Here is a 16077-nt window from a genome sequence, read left to right as displayed (position 1 = left end):
CCCGCCGGTCACACGTCGACCGTCACCGTGCACGACCAGCCGTACGCGTCCGGCCGGATGCGCAGCTCGTGCCAGGCGACCGCCTTCGGCACGGCCCCCGTGATCTCCACGCTGTCCAGGTCCGCCATGGTGAACCGTACGTCCAGCGCGCCCTCGGCGGACCCGGCCGCCACGTCGACGGGGACCTCGCCGCGCACCTCCAGACGGTAGACGACCTCGTCGAGCAGGGCCGCCAGCAGTTCCTCGTCGCCCTCGTCGGGCAGCCGCGCCCGGGACACCCCGGACGGCCGCGCCCCGGTGACGTCCGCGAAGCACTCCACCAGGCCCCGTACGGCTTCGAGCAGGCAGCTGTCCCGGTCGGCGCCCCACGCCTCGATCCGTACGTCGGCCGTGTGCCCGGACGCCCGGTGTCCGCTCGTACCCCGGCGCCGCACCGCGATGTCGTCGTCCGTGTCACCGACCATGCCCCGCCGAGTTCCCCGCCCTCCCCGCCCCCACACGGCCCTCCACCAGGAGATACGCCGCGTCGAACACCAGACTGCCGTCGTCGGCCCGGTGGTGCGCGGCGAACAGGGCGGCGAGGCCGGCGGGGCCCGGTCCCAGCGTCCGGCGCGCTCAAGGGCCCGGCGGTGGGCGCGGATCGGACCGGGCTTGGCCTCGAAGACGGACACGGCGTGCGCCACCCACGGATACCTGATCCGCACCCGAGCCGGGCGACAGCGCACGGTCACCGGCAGCGGCGCGGACCATGACTCGACGCGCTCGGGTACGCCCCACCGGGCCGGCCCGTCCGCGGCGGCCGGGGTCTCCAGATGGCGCAGCACCGTCGGGGCGATCCGGCCCATGATCCCGTCCGGTGTCCACGAGGCGACGGCGAGCCGCCCGCCGGGCGCTGGCCGAGCTGTGGCGGCTCAACCGCGAGCAGCGGCACACCGTCCAGCTCCGGTTCGCCGAGGCCCTGGTGGCCAAGACGGCCCTGCGCGACGGCCACGACGCGGCGTCCGCCACGGACATCGCGGTCACCGTCCTCGGCCCGGAGACGTACGGCCTGCTGGTCACCGGCCGCGGCTGGACCCCGGACCGCTGGGAGCGCTGGGCCGCGGACGCGCTCGTACGGCAGCTGCTGCCCTGACCGGACCGCGCCCGCCCCCCTGGGCCGTACCGGCTCAGTCCGGCCGGCCGGTCACCGGATAGTGGTCGGACAGGCTGGTGTACGTGTACGAGGTGCTCCAGCTCGACACCGTCCAGGGCGCCGACGTCTCCTTCACCACGTCGTTCCTCCACACCGCCGGCCGGGCGTGACCGGCACGGTGCAGGATGTGGTCCAGGTCCTCGCGCGGGTCGTCGGGGTAGCGGTCGCGGGCGATGGAGTTCTCCTCGGTGTCGAAGGAGTACGGGTGCCCGGTGCGGGCCTCGGCGCCCACCAGGCCGCCGTCGGCGAGCATCGAGGCGTACTCGGCGCTGCGCGCGTCCACGTTCAGGTCGCCGGCGACCAGGACCTGCTCGTGCGCGGGGATGTTCTGCGCGTCCAGGAAGGCGTCGATCGCCGTGAACTGGCGGCTGCGCGTCGCTGCGGCCTCGCCCGGCTCGCAGCCCGGATCGGTGGACTGGGCGTGCGTGCCGAGCACGTGCACCCTGGCCCCGTTCACGTTCAGCACGACGTACGCGAAGCCCTTGTTGGACCACCGGTCCGCCCCGCAGGCGTCCCGGTAGACGTACTGCTCCCGGCGCAGCACCGGCCACTTGCTGAGCACCGTGACCCCGCCGTCCTCGGGGGTCGTGGACGAGTAGGCGCCGCCCGTCGCGTCCCAGCCGTCCTTGCCCCGGCCCACCACCGGCGTCTGGTACGGGTAGGCGGCCGAGGCGGCCCGCTTGAGCGCGTCCGAGGAGGTGTTGTCGAAGGCCTCCTGGAGCACGACCACGTCGTTGCCCCGGAAGAAGGGCGCCTTCGCGATCTGCGCCGCCCGGTGGTCCTGGCCCCAGTTCGGGTAGAGGCTCTTGCTGAACAGGAACACGTTGTACGACAGCACCCGCACCGGCGGCGGCTGCTCGGCGGCCGTGGCGGCGGGCGCCGTCCCCGCGGGTCCCGCGGTGGCGAGAGCGAGGGCGAGCAGGGCGGCGCCGGGGGTGCGGCGCGCGATGGACAGCGGCACGGGATCTCCCTGGGGGCGAAGGGGGAACGGGCTGAGTGGCGCCGCACATCAAACCACCGGCGGTTACTCTCAGGTAACTACCGTGCGCGGACGAGATGTCGGGCAGGCGTCAGCTGACCCACCGTCCGTCCCGCATCACCTGTCGCCCCGTCATCTCGTACTCCCCGCGCATCGCCTGCACGACCAGCGGCCGCACCCGGAAGTACGCGTACGACGGCGCGTCCTCGCCCGGATTCCATCCGTACTTGGCGACGTACGCCCGCACGGTCTCCGCCGGCACATCCTCCCGCGTGAAGACCTCCGCCTCCCCGTCGATCAGCACCACGTCCCGGGTGTCGCCGAACGCCAGCCGGACCCCGCGGCCCTCGCGCAGATTGCGCCCGGTCGGATTCGTCGCCCGCGTCGCCAGCCACACCGCCTCCCCGTCCCACAGGAACCACAGCGCGACCAGCCACGGCTTCCCGCCGCCGTCCGCGGTCGCCACCCAGACGTCCTCCTCCCGCTCCAGCCGGGTCAGGACGTCCTGCTTGCGCTGGGCGGGGGTGCGCGGGGGGCCGGTGATCCTCATGGGGCGACGGTACGGCCCGCGCGACCGGCGCGCCTCGGTACGGAGACGGAGGGCCGCCCGGCCGTGAGTCCTGGGCCGGACGTGAGCCGCTGCCGCGCCGCAAGGGTGGGTTCTCGGTCAGTGGGGCGACGATTCGCCTGCCGCGCGCGCCGAGCGGAATGCTCACCACCGCATCATCCGACGTCACAGGGGAGTCACCCCCGGCGCGGGGACCGCCGGCCCGGTCCGCTGCGTGGCCGGAACCGGCTTCCGCCGGTCGGCGAGGGCGTCGCTGGTACCCCGGTCGGTGGCAAGTATGACGGGGCGCCGCGATCGTGTGACGTGAGGGAAGAACAGTGGCGATTGTGACGGGTGTGAGTGGAGCCCTGATGGCTCGTGGTGCCTGTTGTGGCGAGGGAAACCGCCCGCCTAGCTTTGTGCAGCGTCGGCGCCCCGCCCCACCGCGGGCCGCCGGCTCACATGCCAGGCGCGGCGCCAAGCCGCACATCCGTCAACGAAGGGATCATGACCATGGCTTACGAGCGTCCCACCCTCACCAAGGTCGGCGACTTCCAGAAGGTCACGGGCCTGGCCGGGCAGGGGAGCCCCGACCTGCTGGGCGGCCACAGCCTGCTCTGATCTTCCTCACCGGCTCTCTGATTGACATGTACACGTAAATCGGAGGGTGGTCGAGAACGTGGGCGGCGCCTTTCGGTGCCGCCCACGCTCCTGCCGCCGGACCCTCATCGACCGAAAGGACCCGCTCCATGGTGACCGGCCTGTCGTTTCCCACCGGGGCCGGCTGGTTCCTGGTCCTCCCCGACACGGACGCCGTCGCGGCCCTCGCCGCCCGAGCCAGGTCCGACGGGGTGCGGGAACTGCCGCACGCGTCCGGCCGCCCCTGGCTGATGGGCCGCTGGCCGGCCCACGCCCTCACCACGGCGCAGTGCGGGACCGTCCAGCTCGCCGTACTCGGGCAGCACGCGGTGACCGAGGAGGAGGCGGCGCGCGCCGCCCGCGCCGGATCGCCCGAGGCCGCCGAGGACCGCGCGCGGACCTGGCCCGGCAGCCACCACCTGATCGCCAGCTGGGGCGGCAGGACCCTGGTGCGCGGCACCGTCACCGGAGTGCGCAGCGTCTTCGCCGCCAGGGCGCCCCGCGCCGCCGGAGCACACCTCGTCTCCGACCGCGCGGACATCCTGGCCGCCCTGACGGACGCGGAACTCGACGAGCGCCGCCTGGCCGTGCAACTGCTCAGCCCGGGCATCCTGCACCCGCTGACCATCCAGACGGTCTGGCGCGGCGTCGACGTCGTACCCGGCGACCGGCGCGTCCTGCTCGACCGCGACGGGCGGCTGCGCACCAGCCGGTGCTGGACCCCGCCGCCGGCCGACCTGCCGCTCGCCGAGGGCGCCCGGCTGGTCCGCGACCGGCTCGCCGACGCGGTCGCCGTACGGATCGCCGGCCGCGAACTCGTCAGCGCCGACCTCGGCGGCGTCGACTCCACCGCCGTCGTCGCCACCGCCGCCCGCGCGGGCGCGAAGACCGTCGCGTACACCGCCGCCGTCCACGACGTCCTCGGCGACGACGTGACCTACGCGCGGCGCACGGTGGCCGAACTGGACACGGTCGAGCACCACGTCGTGCCCGCCACCGAGGTGCCCCTGACCTTCGACCGCGTGGACGCGCTGGACGACGAGCTCGACACCCCGTCGCCGTACGCCGTCAACCGCCACCGCCGCATGCTCATCGTCGAACGGGCCGCCGAGCGCGGCTCCCCGCTGCACCTGAGCGGCATGGGCGGCGACGAACTGTTCAGCGGCGCCTCCGCCCACGTCCACGGACTCTTGCCCCGCCACCCCCGCACGGCCTGGCGGCTCGCCCGCGGCTTCACCACCCGGCACCGCTGGTCCCGCCGGACGGCCCTGGCCCAGCTGCTCGACCGCCGCTCGTACGGCTCCTGGCTGGAGCTGATCGCGCGGGACCTCACCCGCCCGCAGCCCGACCTGTCCGTGCCGCTCTTCGACTGGGGCATCCCGCCCCGGCTGCCCCCGTGGGCCACCGGGCGGGCCGTCGATGCCGTGCGGGACCTCCTCCGCGAACAGGCCGCACACGCCGAACCGCTCAGCGCCGGCCACGGCGGGCACCGGGAACTCGTCACCCTGCGCGCGCTGGCCCGGTTCGCCCGGCACGTCCAGCAGATGTCCGAACCGCTCGGCGTCACCTTCGCCGCCCCCTACTACGACGACCTGCTCGTCGAGGCGGCCCTCGCCGTCCGCCCCCAGGACCGGGTGACGCCCTGGCGGTACAAACCACTGATCGAGGAAGCCATGCGCGGCATCGTGCCCGAGGCCGCCCGCCGCCGGACCACCAAGGCGCACGCCGCGTTCGAGGAGGAGACGGGGCTGCGCCGCCACCGGGCCTCGCTGCTCGCCCTGTGGGAGGACTCCCGGCTGCGCGAGCTGGGCCTCGTCGACGTGGCCGCCCTGCGCGACTGGTGCCTGCGGCCGCTCGCCGCCGATCTGGAGAGCGCGCTGCTGCATCCGACCGTCGGCTGCGAGGTGTGGCTGCGCGCACGCGAACGAAACCGCGGCCCGGTGGGGCCGACGGCAACCGACACGGGAGGTATCACGGCATGACGATGACGCTGCGCCCCGGAGTGGTGACGGCCGACACCGAGTACGGCATGGCCCTGCTCGACCAGAACAGCGGCGAGTACTACACCCTCAATCCCACCGCCGCGCTCATCGTGCGCACCCTGCTCGACGGCACGACCACGGAAGCGGCGGTCGCCACGCTCACCAGCACGTACGACGTGAGCGCCGAGCAGGTCGAGGAGGACATCGCCCGCATCTGCCAGGAACTCCGCGCCGCCAAACTCCTCACCGGCTGACCGGCACGGGCATCGGCCTTGGCGCCGGCGCCGGCGCCGGCAGCGGTGGCGGGTGGCGGCAACGGCAACGGCAGCGGTGCGGTGGCGGTGGCGTCCGGTGCAGGCAGGGTGGTGGTGCCGGTGGCGGCGCCGGTGGCGAGCCGGCTTCGGCACGGCGGTGGTCGCGGCGGCGGCCCGGCACCGATACGGCGGTCGTTCCGGCACGGCACCGGTACCGGCGGCCGCACCGGTCTCAGGCACGTGAGGGGACCGGTTCGCGGCGCCCGCCGAGGTCCGCTCACGGAGCCCGCCGTGGTGCGACTCGTGGCATCTGCAGTGATGTCGTTCGCGGACCTGTCGTGGTCCGGCCGGGCGGACGGCGCCGTGGGTGCCGTGCGCGGTTGCGGGCACCGCCCCGCCGCCGCAGTCCCGCGCCGGGCACCCGCCGCGGTCCGTTCGCGGCTCCGCCCGGTCAGGCTCCCGCGCGGGTCGGTTCTACGGCCCCGCCACGGCCCCGCTCCGGCACCCGCCGCTGTCCCTCCGCTAGGCCCGCAGCCCGCCGACACCCAGCTCCCAGCACCGCCGCAGCCTCCTCTCCCAGCACCACCCCGACCCGCCCAGTCCGCCCCGCCACTCGCCGCACCCCCGCCCTGGAGGACCCCGCCCCGAGCAGGTGCGGGCGGACCCCCGACCCGCCCCCGGAGGGAAGCCGGGGTTCCCCGACCGTCACCGCGGCAGGACAAGCCGTTCCGTCTCCGGAGGAGAAGCAGCAGTGTCCACCTCGCAAGTAGTCCCGCACGACCCCCGGTCGGTGCCCCTCGGCCGGCGGACGGTGACCCGGCTGGTCGTCATCGTCGCCCATCTGCTGGCCCGGCAGCCCCCCGCCCGCATCCGCGCGGTGCTGCTCCGGCTGCGCAGGGGAGCCCGGCCGGCCACCCTCGCCGAGGCCGCCCGGGCCCGCGAGACCGTCCTCGCCGTCAGCCTGTCCGCCGGCGGACAGCGCGGCTGCCTGCCCCGCTCGCTGGCCACCGTGCTGCTGTGCCGTCTGCGCGGTCACTGGCCGACCTGGTGTGTCGGCGTCCGTACCCATCCGCCGTTCGCCGCGCACGCGTGGGTGGAGGCGGAGGGCGTCCTGGTCGGTGAGGGCGCACCGGCCGACTACTTCCAGCGGTTCTTCACCGTGGAGTGACCTCGGAGCGGAGGATCTTCCGCCCCGGGCCCGGCGGGCAGGCCGTCCGCCCCCGGGGCGGCTCCGTGTGACCGGTGGCGAATGCGGCACCGGGGCCGACCGGACCGGGCGTGAGATGCCCGCGAGCGGCAACGGGAACCAAGACTGGCATCCGCGAGGTTTTACGTATAACCTCTCCCGTCAATCCCTCCCCGGATGCCGTCGGCTCCCGCCCCGCCCCGAAAGGTTCCGTGCCCCGATGAGTCGCATCGCCCTGGTCACCCTCGTCGTCGACGACTACGACGAGGCGATCCGCTTCTACACCGAGGCCCTGGGATTCCGGCTCGTCGAGGACGCGCCGCGGCCGGACGGCTCGCGCTGGGTGGTCGTCGAGCCCCCGGCCGGGGACGCCGGCACCGGGCTGCTGCTGGCCCGCGCGAAGGGCGACGCCCAGCGCGACCGGATCGGCGACCAGACCGGCGGCCGGGTGGGCTTCTTCCTGCACACCGACGACTTCGCCCGCGACCACGCCCGGATGCGCGCCGCGGGGGTGACCTTCCTCGAGGAGCCCCGGCACGAGCCGTACGGCACGGTCGCCGTCTTCCAGGACCTGTACGGCAACCGCTGGGACCTGCTCGAGCCCGCCGAGTCCGCCGAGCCCGCCGTCTCCTGACCTCCTTCGCCCATCCGCACACCGAACCGCCGAGGAACGCACCGCACCATGTCATCTACGCGCATAGACACCGACCTCGTCCGCAACCTCCCCAAGGCCGTCCTGCACGACCACCTCGACGGCGGCCTGCGCCCCGCCACCGTCGTGGAGCTGGCCCGGGAGGTCGGCCACACCCTGCCCACCACCGACCCGGACGAGCTGGCCGCCTGGTACTACGAGGCCGCCAACTCCGGTGACCTGGTCCGCTACATCGCCACCTTCGAGCACACCCTCGCCGTCATGCAGACCCGCGAGGGCCTGCTGCGCACCGCCGAGGAGTACGTCCTCGACCTCGCCGCCGACGGTGTCGTCTACGCCGAGGTGCGCTACGCGCCCGAGCTGAACACCAACGGCGGGCTGACGATGCGTGAGGTCGTCGAGACCGTGCAGGAGGGGCTGGCGGCGGGCATGGCCAAGGCCGCCGCGGCCGGAACGCCGGTCCGCGTGGGCACCCTGCTGTGCGGCATGCGGATGTTCGACCGCGTCCAGGAGGCCGCCGAGCTGGCCGTCGCCTACCGGGACGCGGGTGTCGTCGGCTTCGACATCGCCGGCGCCGAGGACGGTTTCCCGCCCGCCGACCACCTCGCCGCCTTCGAGCTGCTGCGCCGCGAGAGCGTGCCCTTCACCATCCACGCCGGCGAGGCCCACGGCCTGCCCAGCATCCACCAGGCCCTCCAGGTCTGCGGCGCCCAGCGCATCGGCCACGGCGTCCGCATCACCGAGGACATCCCCGACCTCGCGGCGGGCAAGCTCGGCCGCCTCGCGAGCTGGGTGCGCGACCGCCGGATCGCGCTGGAGATGTGCCCCACCTCCAACCTCCAGACCGGCTGCGCCACCTCGATCGCCGAGCACCCGATCACCGCGCTGAAGGACCTCGGCTTCCGGGTCACCCTCAACACCGACAACCGCCTGGTGTCCGGCACGACGATGACCCGCGAGATGTCCCTGCTGGTCGAGCAGGCCGGCTGGACCGTCGAGGACCTGCGCACGGTCACGGTGAACGCGGTCAAGAGCGCGTTCATCCCGTTCGACGAGCGCAAGGCCCTCATCGAGGAGGTCGTGCTGCCGGGCTACGCCGCCGCGCTCTGAAGCAGCCCGCGCACATACGCGGCCTGTCCGACGTGCTGGAGGTCGTCGGACAGGACGCTGACCAGCCGTACGCCGAGGCTGACCGGCGGATCCCAGTTCTCGTCCACGACGCGTTCGAGATCCCGGGCGGTCAGCCCGCGCACGAACCCCAGCGTCTGCTCGTGCACGGCGTCGTAGTACCCGGTCAGCAGGTCGGGGGAGTCGACCCGCACCTTGGCGACCTTGGCCGGGCTGTGCCCGTACCCGGTGTCGCCCAGCGGCAGCTTCAGCCCGAACCGCTTCGCCCAGTCCTGCGCGAGCCACACCTGGTCGAGCCCGGAGGCGTCGGCGATGTGGTCGTCCTGGACCCGGGTGAGATGCCAGATCAGCCAGGCGATGGAGTTGGCGCCGCCGGCCGGCCGGGCGTTCAGTTCCTCGGGCCCGAGACCGTCCACCGCGGCATGGACTTCTTCCTGGATACGGCCGTAGCCGTCGATGAGGACGTCCTTCGCATGCATACGTCCACCATGACCCGGACGCGCCCCGGGCGCCCCCGTTTCCGGCAGCCGGACCACCACGGAGCCGCCGCGGGCGGATGCGGGCCGCACACCGATGCGCCCCGCGGACCGATGCGTGCCGCAGGCGGAAAGCGCACCGCCGGACCGGGACGCCTCCTCGCCCGCCGTCAGCCCGCCGTCCGCCGGCGTACCACTCACGCGCTCCCCGTCTCCAGCAGCGCCATCAGTGCCCGCGCGGCCGGGCTGGTCGCCTCGGGCGGGGGCAGCACGGCCACCGTCTCGTAGGCGGCCTCGCCGGTGCCCTTCAGGGGAAGAGCGGTCAGGGACGGGCGCTTGTGGTGGAAGTGGTGGGGGACGACGGCGATGCCCAGGTTCTCGTCCAGCAGGTCGAGGAGGCTGTGCACGTCGTTCACCTCCAGCGCCACCGTCCGGCGTACGCCCGCGGCGGCGAACGCCGCGTCGGTGGTGCGGCGCGGCCCCCAGTCGGGGTGGAAGTCGACGAACACCTCACCGCCGATGTCCTGCGGGGTGACGGCCGCGCCGGCCGCCGCCAGCGGGTGGTCCGCGTGGCACAGGACGGTCATCGGCTCACTGGTCAGCGCCACGGCCCGCAGGTGCTCGGCGTCCGTGTCGGTACGCACCACGAACGCCAGGTCCAGCCGCCCCGCGGCCACCTCCTCGGCCAGCGCGCCCGAACCGGCCTGCCGCAGCCGGATCTCCACGTCCGGATGGCGCCGCCGGAACGCGGCGAGCAGCCCCGCCACCGGCACCCCGGCGATGCACTGCTCGGTGCCCAGCGCGAGCGTGCCGCGCAGCACGCCCTGCACGGCGGCCACCGCCTCGTGCGCCGCCCGCACCCGGTCCAGCACCCGCTCCGCCTCCACCAGCAGCGCCCGGCCCGCCTCGGTCAGCGTCACCCGGCGGGTGGTCCGCACGAACAGCGGGGTCTGCAACTCCCGCTCCAGCGCGCGGATCGACGCCGAGAGACCCGACTGGGAGACCATGAGCCGTTCGGCCGCCCGGGTGAAGTGCTGGTCCTCGGCGACCGCGAGGAAGTGCCTGAGCTGGCGCAGTTCCATGACCGAGAAGCGTAGTCGCTGAATCCCATCGGATTCTTCTGTTGGACCACTGGCCGCAGGTCACGCCAGAGTAGGGGACGGTTCGGACGGCTCCGGCCCCGGAGCCGTCTCACGTGTGCCAACCCCTCTGGAGTCGCGTTGTACACCGCACACCCCGACCGCTACGCCACCATGCCCTACCGGCGCACCGGACGCAGCGGCCTCAAGCTTCCGGCGCTGTCGCTCGGCCTGTGGCACAACTTCGGCCCCGACCGCCCGGTCGAGACCCAGCGCGCCATCCTGCGCCGCGCCTTCGACCTCGGCGTCACCCACTTCGACCTCGCCAACAACTACGGCCCGCCGCCCGGCGCCGCCGAGTCCGCGTTCGGCGAGGCGCTGCGGGCCGACTTCGCGCCGTACCGCGACGAGCTGGTCATCTCCACCAAGGCGGGCTACCTGATGTGGCCCGGCCCGTACGGCGAGTGGGGCTCGCGCAAGTACCTGCTGTCCTCGCTCGACCAGAGCCTGAAGCGGATGGGTCTGGACTACGTCGACATCTTCTACTCGCACCGCCCCGACCCGGAGACTCCGCTGGAGGAGACGATGGGCGCCCTGCACTCCGCCGTGCAGCAGGGCAAGGCGCTGTACGTCGGCGTCTCGAACTACTCCGCGGAGCAGACCCGCGAGGCCGCCCGCATCCTCGGCGAGCTGGGCACCCCCCTGCTCATCCACCAGCCGCGCTACTCGATGCTGGACCGCCGCCCCGAGGAGGAGGGCCTGCTCGACGCGCTGGACGAGCTGGCCGTCGGCTCCATCGCCTACTCCCCGCTGGAGCAGGGCGTGCTCACCGCCCGCTACCTCGACGGCATCCCGGAGGACTCGCGGGCCGCGAGCGACAGCCCGTTCCTGAACTCCGACGCGCTGACCGAGGAGCTGGTCGGCAAGTTGCGCGCGCTCGACGAGATCGCCAAGTCCCGCGGCCAGTCGCTGGCGCAGATGGCGCTGTCCTGGGTGCTGCGCGGCGGCCGGGTGACCTCCGCGCTGGTCGGCGCGAGCAGCGCGCGGCAGCTGGAGGACAGCGTCGCCGCGACGGAGAACCTGGACTTCGACGCGGACGAACTGGCCCGCATCGACGCGGTCGTCACGGCCTGACCGAGCCGGTCGTCACGGTTTGACCGAGCCGCTCGTCCCAACCTTGTCGACGCGGTCCTCACGGCCCAGGACGATTCCCCCGATGCCCGGAGACGGTCACGTCGCCCTCTCCGGGCATCCCGGTTTCTCGATCAGGAACTCAGCCGCTCCTACGATGCGCACGGTCACCGTGTCGCCCTCCTCTTTTCCGATCACCCGGCAGGATCTCCGCCTTGACCGGCAATGTGTGCGTGCCGTCGCCCAGGGCCATGAAAGAGCCGCGAAAGAGGTGTCCGTCGATCGTCCCGCGGATCTTGACCAATCCCCGGGTGCCGAAATAGGCGACCGATTCCGGCCAGACGACATAGGTCCAGCCGTCCTGCTCCGGGCTCTTGGTCAACACCGCGGTGAATTCCACGTCCGCTTTTCCCGTCGTATTCCTACGAGGGGGACTCCGGCGCGCCGGAAAACTCATCGCGGGCCGTCACGATCCGGCCAATCGAGCCGCCGGGAATATGCCAGGAGACTGGCCGGAAAGCCATGGTGACAGTGGTTCAACAGTGAAGATACTCGACCCCAGGGGCAGTTCACCGCACAGGAGCCGCACGGAAAGCGCGACACCACCGGCCGGCGAGCGACGCGACGGGGGAGGAGAACGTGCACGACGAATTCCTGTGCCATGTCACCGCCTACGGAACCTGCGGCGGGCAGCGCATCGGAGTGCCGCTGGGCACCTACCGGGCCCCCACCCTGGCCCTCGCCCTGTGGTGGCTGCGCGACCGCGCCACCTGGATCGCCGAACGGCTCGACCCCCACCCCGGCGACGCCCCCTACCCGCCGAACGCCCTGGTCCCCGTCGGGGACACGGTGACCGACGTGCCCGCCGTACTGCGCTCCTGGTGCGCCGACGCGGACCGGCAGGAGCTGGTCGCCGACGAGCTGGCGGCCGGACGGCTGGTGCGGATCGCCGTCAGCGACGACACCACGGAGTACGAGCTGCTGGCCGAGTCCGTCGACGCCCTGCGCATGCAGCGGACCGTCCCGGCACTGGTCATGCCCGTGGCCTGACCGCACCTTCCTGACCTGCGACGATCAGGCGCGCAGGGGGGCGAATCGGTAGAATCCGGGGCATGGCGGAGCGGCCGGCCGCGTCCACGGCACCCGAACTCGTCCTGGAGACCGAGACGGGGATCACCGTGATGACCCCGGCCCACGACTACCGCGTCGGCCGTGACCCCCTCAGCGACATCGCCTTCGACGACGACCGCGTCTCCTGGCACCACGCGGTGCTCCGTCCCGAGGACGACCACTGGACGCTGCACGACCAGCACAGCACCAACGGCACCTATGCCGACGGCCGGCGCGTCCACCAGTGGGGCGTCGGCCCCGGCACCGTCATCCGCCTGGGCAGCCCCACCGACGGCCCCCGCATCGTGCTCAGCCCAGTCACCGGCCCGGCCGCCCAACGCCCCGCCGGGGTCTCCCGGCCCGCCCTCACCCACACCTTCCGCCACCCGGCCGGCGTGCGTCCGCTGAGCGCCCGCACGGTCCGCATCGGCCGCGCCGCCGACAACGACCTGGTCGTCGACGACCTGACCGTCTCCCGGCACCACGCCGAGCTGCGCGTCCGCACCGGCGGCGGCTACGAGATCGCCGACCTCGGCAGCCACAACGGCACGTACCTCAACGGCACCCGCGTCACCCACGCCGCGGTCCACCCCGGCGACATCGTGGGCATCGGCCACTCCGACCTGTGCCTCGTCGGCGACCAGCTCCAGGAGTACGTCGACACCGGCGTGATCTCCCTCGACGTACAGGACCTCACCGTCTCCGTCGACCGGGGCCGCAGACGGCTGCTGGACCACGTCTCCTTCCCGGTGGGGGAGAGGTGCCTGCTCGCCGTGGTCGGACCGAGCGGCGCCGGCAAGTCCACCCTGATGAACGCGCTCACCGGCCGGCGGCCCGCCGACCACGGCACCGTCCTCTACGACGGCCGCGACCTGTACCACGACTACGCCGAACTGCGGCAGCGCATCGGAGTCGTCCCGCAGGACGACATCCTCCACACCCAGCTCACCGTCCGCGCCGCCCTCTCCTACGCCGCCGCACTGCGCTTCCCGCAGGACACCGCCAAGGCCGAGCGCCAGGCCCGCGTCGAGGAGGTGATCCGCGAGCTGGGCCTGGAGGCCGGCGCCGGCCGGCGCGTGCACACCCTGTCCGGCGGCCAGCGCAAACGGGTCAGCGTGGCCCTGGAGCTGCTCACCGAGCCCTCCCTGCTCTTCCTCGACGAACCGACCTCCGGCCTCGACCCCGGCACGGAACGCTCGGTGATGCACATGCTGCGCCGCCTCGCCGACGACGGCCACACCGTCATCGTCGTCACCCACAGCGTGCTCAGCCTCGACGTCTGCGACCGGCTCCTCTTCCTCGCCCCCGGCGGCAGGGTCGCCTACTACGGCCCGCCCGGCGACGCCCTCGCCTTCCTCGGCTTCACGCACTGGCCGGAGGCCTTCGAGGCCCTCGGCCTCGACCGGGACCGGGACTGGGCGGCGGAGTACCGCGACTCGCCCTTCCACCGGCGCTACGTCGCCGACGCCGGCGTCCAGCCCCGGCTGCCCCGCGCGGGCCCGGTGATCATCGGGCCGCCGCCCAGACCCCGCCGGGCGGGCGCCCAGCTGCGCACCCTGACCCGACGCTACTGCGCCGTCCTCGCCGCCGACCGTGTGTTCCTCGCCGTCATGATCGCGCTCCCGTTCGTGATGGGCGCCATGGCGCGCGCCCTCGCGGGCGACGAGCTGACCGGCAGCAACGCCCTGAACGTGCTGCTGATCCTGTGCGTCGGCGCGGTCCTCACCGGCGCCGCCAACGCGGTCCGCGAACTCGTCAAGGAGCGGGTGATCTACGAGCGGGAACGCGCCGTGGGCCTGTCCGGACGGGCGTATCTGCTGTCCAAGGTGGTGGTGCTCGGCGCGGTCACCGTGGTCCAGGCCGTGCTGCTCACCCTGGTGGCGCTGTTCGGTGTCGACCTCCACGCCCCCGGCGGCGACGGCGTGCTGACCCGGCCGCTCGCCGAGATCACCGTCGCCGTCGCCCTCCTCGCCTTCACCGCGATGATGCTCGGCCTCGCCGTCTCCGCACTGGTCCGCAAGGAAGAGGTGACGATGCCGCTGCTGGTCCTGCTCGCCCTCGTCCAGGTCGTCTTCTGCGGCGCCCTGCTGAAGCTGGACGGCGTGCCCGTACTGGAGCAGGCGGCCTGGCTCGTGCCCTCCCGCTGGGCGTTCGGCGCGATGGCCGCCACCCTCGGCCTCGCCCGGCTCGCGCCCGGCGACCTCACCGGCGATCCCCTGTTCACCCACTCCACCCCCGTCTGGCTCCTCGCCGCCACCATGCTGATCGCCCTCTCCGCGGCCCTCGGCGCCCTCGTCTCCCGCCTGCTGCGCCGCCGGGATCCGCCGGCCCTGCGCAAGCGGGCACGGCAGCCGGCGCGCGAAACCTCGGGTCCGCGGCGGGGGAGGGGCGGCGCGGTGACGGGCTAGCGCGCGTCGCGCGCCCGGTCCGAGCTGTCCGGCCGGGGCAGGCGGCGGGCGATCAGCCCGCCGAGGAAGCCCGTCACCAGCCCCCACAGCACGGCGAAGCCCAGCGCGCTCCACCAGCGGGGCCGCAGAAACAGGTGCTGGGAGAGGTCGCCGCCCAGGTCCCCGATGCCCAGCACGGACAGTCCGAAGGCTGCCGAGACCCGGCCGAGCAGGCAGATCATGAGGACCGTGAGCAGCAGCGCGACCGCCATGTGGACGGCGTGCCGCCACAGTGGGACCCCGGCGGGTGAGCGGACGGCCAACAGACACGCGGCCGCCAGCAGCAGCGCCGCGGCGATCGGCAGCAGCCACCACACCCGGCCGTCGTGCTCGGCGAGCGTGCCCAGGTCGACCGCGCTCAGCTCGCCCGACCGCATCACCCGGTCCAGCACGTTCGGCATCGGCAGCGCGAACGGCCCCTCCACCCGGCCGTCCCAGGTGGCCCCGAGCCCGACCGTCAACGCCGGCCACGCGAGGTTCGGCAACCCCAGCAGGACGACCGCCAGCGTCTCCACGGGCCGCCCGCGCGTCATCGCCGCCACCACACCGATGACGACACCGAGCACGGCGCAGGCCAGCAGCAGCGCCACCATCGCGTACGCCGCCGGGCCCGCCGCCTCCCGCCACCGCGACAGCCGCCCCGGCAGCGGAATCCCGCGCGCGACGAGCAGCGCCACCACGAGCACCCCGGTCAGCCACAGCACGCCGAAGACGACGGTCGGCAGCACCTCCGTGGTGAATCCCACCTCAGGTTCGATCCCGAACAGCTCCCCGAGGTCGCTGATCAGCCCCTCACCGAGGGAGAGGCGGAAGGTGTGGCGGGCGGCGATGGCCAGCCCGGTCAGGGCGAGCAGCCACAGCGCACCGATCCGCGCGGCCCAGCCGGCCAGCTCCCCGGGCCCCGCGACCGCCCGGTGCCGCAGTGGCCGCAGGAACCCGGCGGCGAACACCAGCGCGCCGACCAGCGTCACCGACAGCGGGATCACCGTGAGGCCTCCCTCGGCCCCGGCCAGCGCCCCGGCGCCGCCCGACAGCTCGACGCCGCCGCCGACGGCGGCGACCACGGTCGCCGCGACCACCTTCGGGTAGGCGCCGTCCGGAATGTCGGTCGCGCCGGCCGCCCACAGCCCCAGCGCGGCGACGACGCCCATGGCGAGCACCCCGGCCAGCGTCACGGCCAGGGCCTGCACCCAACCGGGGCGGGCGCCGGACTGGCCGGCGGCGTTTCGCAGGCTCACACGGCCACGCTAGACAGCACCGGCAGGCCGCGCCCGC

General features: G+C 73.8%; 16 protein-coding genes and 1 pseudogene. 10 read left to right on the top strand and 7 right to left on the bottom strand.

Going from position 1 to position 16077, the window contains the following annotated elements; translation table 11 throughout:
• Positions 1–8: 8 nt before the first annotated feature.
• The gene (locus G7Z13_RS02085) at positions 9–464 is read right to left on the bottom strand and encodes an archease (RefSeq protein WP_165995461.1); all 456 of its coding nucleotides are present in this window, start codon (positions 462–464) and stop codon (positions 9–11) included.
• Between the two features lie 392 nt (positions 465–856).
• Between G7Z13_RS02085 and G7Z13_RS02080 the strand changes: the two genes are divergently transcribed.
• Positions 857–1132 carry a hypothetical protein gene (locus tag G7Z13_RS02080; protein WP_240926085.1) on the top strand — a complete coding sequence of 92 codons (276 nt, stop codon included), beginning with the start codon at positions 857–859 and terminating at the stop codon, positions 1130–1132.
• Between the two features lie 34 nt (positions 1133–1166).
• Here the strand turns inward: G7Z13_RS02080 and sph are convergent, their stop codons facing one another.
• On the bottom strand, positions 1167–2153 hold the full coding sequence (gene sph, locus G7Z13_RS02075; RefSeq protein ID WP_240926084.1) for a sphingomyelin phosphodiesterase: 987 nt from the start codon (positions 2151–2153) through the stop codon (positions 1167–1169).
• 109 nt (positions 2154–2262) lie between these two features.
• Positions 2263–2721 carry a pyridoxamine 5'-phosphate oxidase family protein gene (locus tag G7Z13_RS02070; RefSeq protein WP_165995459.1) on the bottom strand — a complete coding sequence of 153 codons (459 nt, stop codon included), beginning with the start codon at positions 2719–2721 and terminating at the stop codon, positions 2263–2265.
• A gap of 510 nt (positions 2722–3231) precedes the next feature.
• On the opposite strand from G7Z13_RS02070, the gene G7Z13_RS02065 reads away from it, so the two are divergent.
• The 6 genes from G7Z13_RS02065 to G7Z13_RS02040 all read left to right on the top strand — a co-directional run bounded on the left by G7Z13_RS02065 (position 3232) and on the right by G7Z13_RS02040 (position 8541).
• A complete protein-coding gene (locus tag G7Z13_RS02065) occupies positions 3232–3339 on the top strand; it encodes a keywimysin-related RiPP (protein WP_165995458.1) in 108 nt (35 codons plus the stop codon).
• 128 nt (positions 3340–3467) lie between these two features.
• Positions 3468–5339, top strand: a complete 1872-nt coding sequence (locus G7Z13_RS02060; RefSeq protein ID WP_165995456.1) for an asparagine synthase — start codon at positions 3468–3470, stop codon at positions 5337–5339.
• A complete protein-coding gene (locus G7Z13_RS02055; protein ID WP_206312977.1) occupies positions 5336–5593 on the top strand; it encodes a lasso peptide biosynthesis PqqD family chaperone in 258 nt (85 codons plus the stop codon). Before G7Z13_RS02060 ends, G7Z13_RS02055 begins: the two co-directional genes overlap by 4 nt.
• Before the next feature lie 751 nt (positions 5594–6344).
• Positions 6345–6761: a lasso peptide biosynthesis B2 protein gene (locus G7Z13_RS02050; protein WP_165995454.1), complete on the top strand. Its 417-nt coding sequence runs from the start codon at positions 6345–6347 to the stop codon at positions 6759–6761.
• A 238-nt stretch (positions 6762–6999) separates the two neighbouring features.
• Complete coding sequence (locus tag G7Z13_RS02045) at positions 7000–7413, top strand: VOC family protein (protein WP_165995453.1); 414 nt, start codon at positions 7000–7002, stop codon at positions 7411–7413.
• Positions 7414–7461: 48 nt separating this feature from the next.
• On the top strand, positions 7462–8541 hold the full coding sequence (locus tag G7Z13_RS02040) for an adenosine deaminase (RefSeq protein ID WP_165995451.1): 1080 nt from the start codon (positions 7462–7464) through the stop codon (positions 8539–8541).
• Here G7Z13_RS02040 and G7Z13_RS02035 read toward each other — a convergent pair.
• Both G7Z13_RS02035 and G7Z13_RS02030 read right to left on the bottom strand, forming a co-directional pair.
• Positions 8523–9038, bottom strand: a complete 516-nt coding sequence (locus tag G7Z13_RS02035; RefSeq protein WP_165995449.1) for a DinB family protein — start codon at positions 9036–9038, stop codon at positions 8523–8525. The two genes, G7Z13_RS02040 and G7Z13_RS02035, sit on opposite strands and share 19 nt — an antisense overlap.
• Before the next feature lie 194 nt (positions 9039–9232).
• Positions 9233–10117, bottom strand: a complete 885-nt coding sequence (locus tag G7Z13_RS02030) for a LysR substrate-binding domain-containing protein (RefSeq protein ID WP_165995447.1) — start codon at positions 10115–10117, stop codon at positions 9233–9235.
• 138 nt (positions 10118–10255) lie between these two features.
• Between G7Z13_RS02030 and mgrA the strand changes: the two genes are divergently transcribed.
• Complete coding sequence (gene mgrA, locus G7Z13_RS02025) at positions 10256–11248, top strand: L-glyceraldehyde 3-phosphate reductase (RefSeq protein WP_165995445.1); 993 nt, start codon at positions 10256–10258, stop codon at positions 11246–11248.
• A gap of 96 nt (positions 11249–11344) precedes the next feature.
• Here mgrA and G7Z13_RS02020 read toward each other — a convergent pair.
• Positions 11345–11702: pseudogene (locus tag G7Z13_RS02020) on the bottom strand (DUF1905 domain-containing protein).
• 182 nt (positions 11703–11884) lie between these two features.
• Between G7Z13_RS02020 and G7Z13_RS02015 the strand changes: the two are divergent.
• Both G7Z13_RS02015 and G7Z13_RS02010 read left to right on the top strand, forming a co-directional pair.
• Positions 11885–12295 carry a hypothetical protein gene (locus G7Z13_RS02015; RefSeq protein ID WP_165995443.1) on the top strand — a complete coding sequence of 137 codons (411 nt, stop codon included), beginning with the start codon at positions 11885–11887 and terminating at the stop codon, positions 12293–12295.
• A gap of 62 nt (positions 12296–12357) precedes the next feature.
• Entirely contained in the window at positions 12358–14763 is a 2406-nt protein-coding gene (locus G7Z13_RS02010) for an FHA domain-containing protein (protein ID WP_165995441.1), read from the top strand.
• On the opposite strand, the gene G7Z13_RS02005 is transcribed toward G7Z13_RS02010, so the two are convergent.
• Entirely contained in the window at positions 14760–16040 is a 1281-nt protein-coding gene (locus G7Z13_RS02005; RefSeq protein ID WP_165995439.1) for a streptophobe family protein, read from the bottom strand. The genes G7Z13_RS02010 and G7Z13_RS02005 overlap by 4 nt on opposite strands.
• Positions 16041–16077 lie beyond the last annotated feature (37 nt).

This window comes from Streptomyces sp. JB150 (genome assembly GCF_011193355.1).
Lineage (GTDB): Bacteria > Actinomycetota > Actinomycetes > Streptomycetales > Streptomycetaceae > Streptomyces.
The sequence above is the reverse complement of the archived record's forward strand: the minus strand, read 5'-3'. Positions and strand labels throughout refer to the sequence as shown.

What these genes read in the sequence shown, in the direction of transcription:
- G7Z13_RS02085 (WP_165995461.1), bottom strand. Translation starts at nt 464, where the DNA reads ATGGTCGGTGACACGGACGACGACATCGCGGTGCGGCGCCGGGGTACG.
- G7Z13_RS02070 (WP_165995459.1), bottom strand. Translation starts at nt 2,721, where the DNA reads ATGAGGATCACCGGCCCCCCGCGCACCCCCGCCCAGCGCAAGCAGGAC.
- G7Z13_RS02065 (WP_165995458.1), top strand. Translation starts at nt 3,232, where the DNA reads ATGGCTTACGAGCGTCCCACCCTCACCAAGGTCGGCGACTTCCAGAAG.
- G7Z13_RS02060 (WP_165995456.1), top strand. Translation starts at nt 3,468, where the DNA reads ATGGTGACCGGCCTGTCGTTTCCCACCGGGGCCGGCTGGTTCCTGGTC.
- G7Z13_RS02055 (WP_206312977.1), top strand. Translation starts at nt 5,336, where the DNA reads ATGACGATGACGCTGCGCCCCGGAGTGGTGACGGCCGACACCGAGTAC.
- G7Z13_RS02045 (WP_165995453.1), top strand. Translation starts at nt 7,000, where the DNA reads ATGAGTCGCATCGCCCTGGTCACCCTCGTCGTCGACGACTACGACGAG.
- G7Z13_RS02040 (WP_165995451.1), top strand. Translation starts at nt 7,462, where the DNA reads ATGTCATCTACGCGCATAGACACCGACCTCGTCCGCAACCTCCCCAAG.
- G7Z13_RS02035 (WP_165995449.1), bottom strand. Translation starts at nt 9,038, where the DNA reads ATGCATGCGAAGGACGTCCTCATCGACGGCTACGGCCGTATCCAGGAA.
- G7Z13_RS02030 (WP_165995447.1), bottom strand. Translation starts at nt 10,117, where the DNA reads ATGGAACTGCGCCAGCTCAGGCACTTCCTCGCGGTCGCCGAGGACCAG.
- G7Z13_RS02010 (WP_165995441.1), top strand. Translation starts at nt 12,358, where the DNA reads ATGGCGGAGCGGCCGGCCGCGTCCACGGCACCCGAACTCGTCCTGGAG.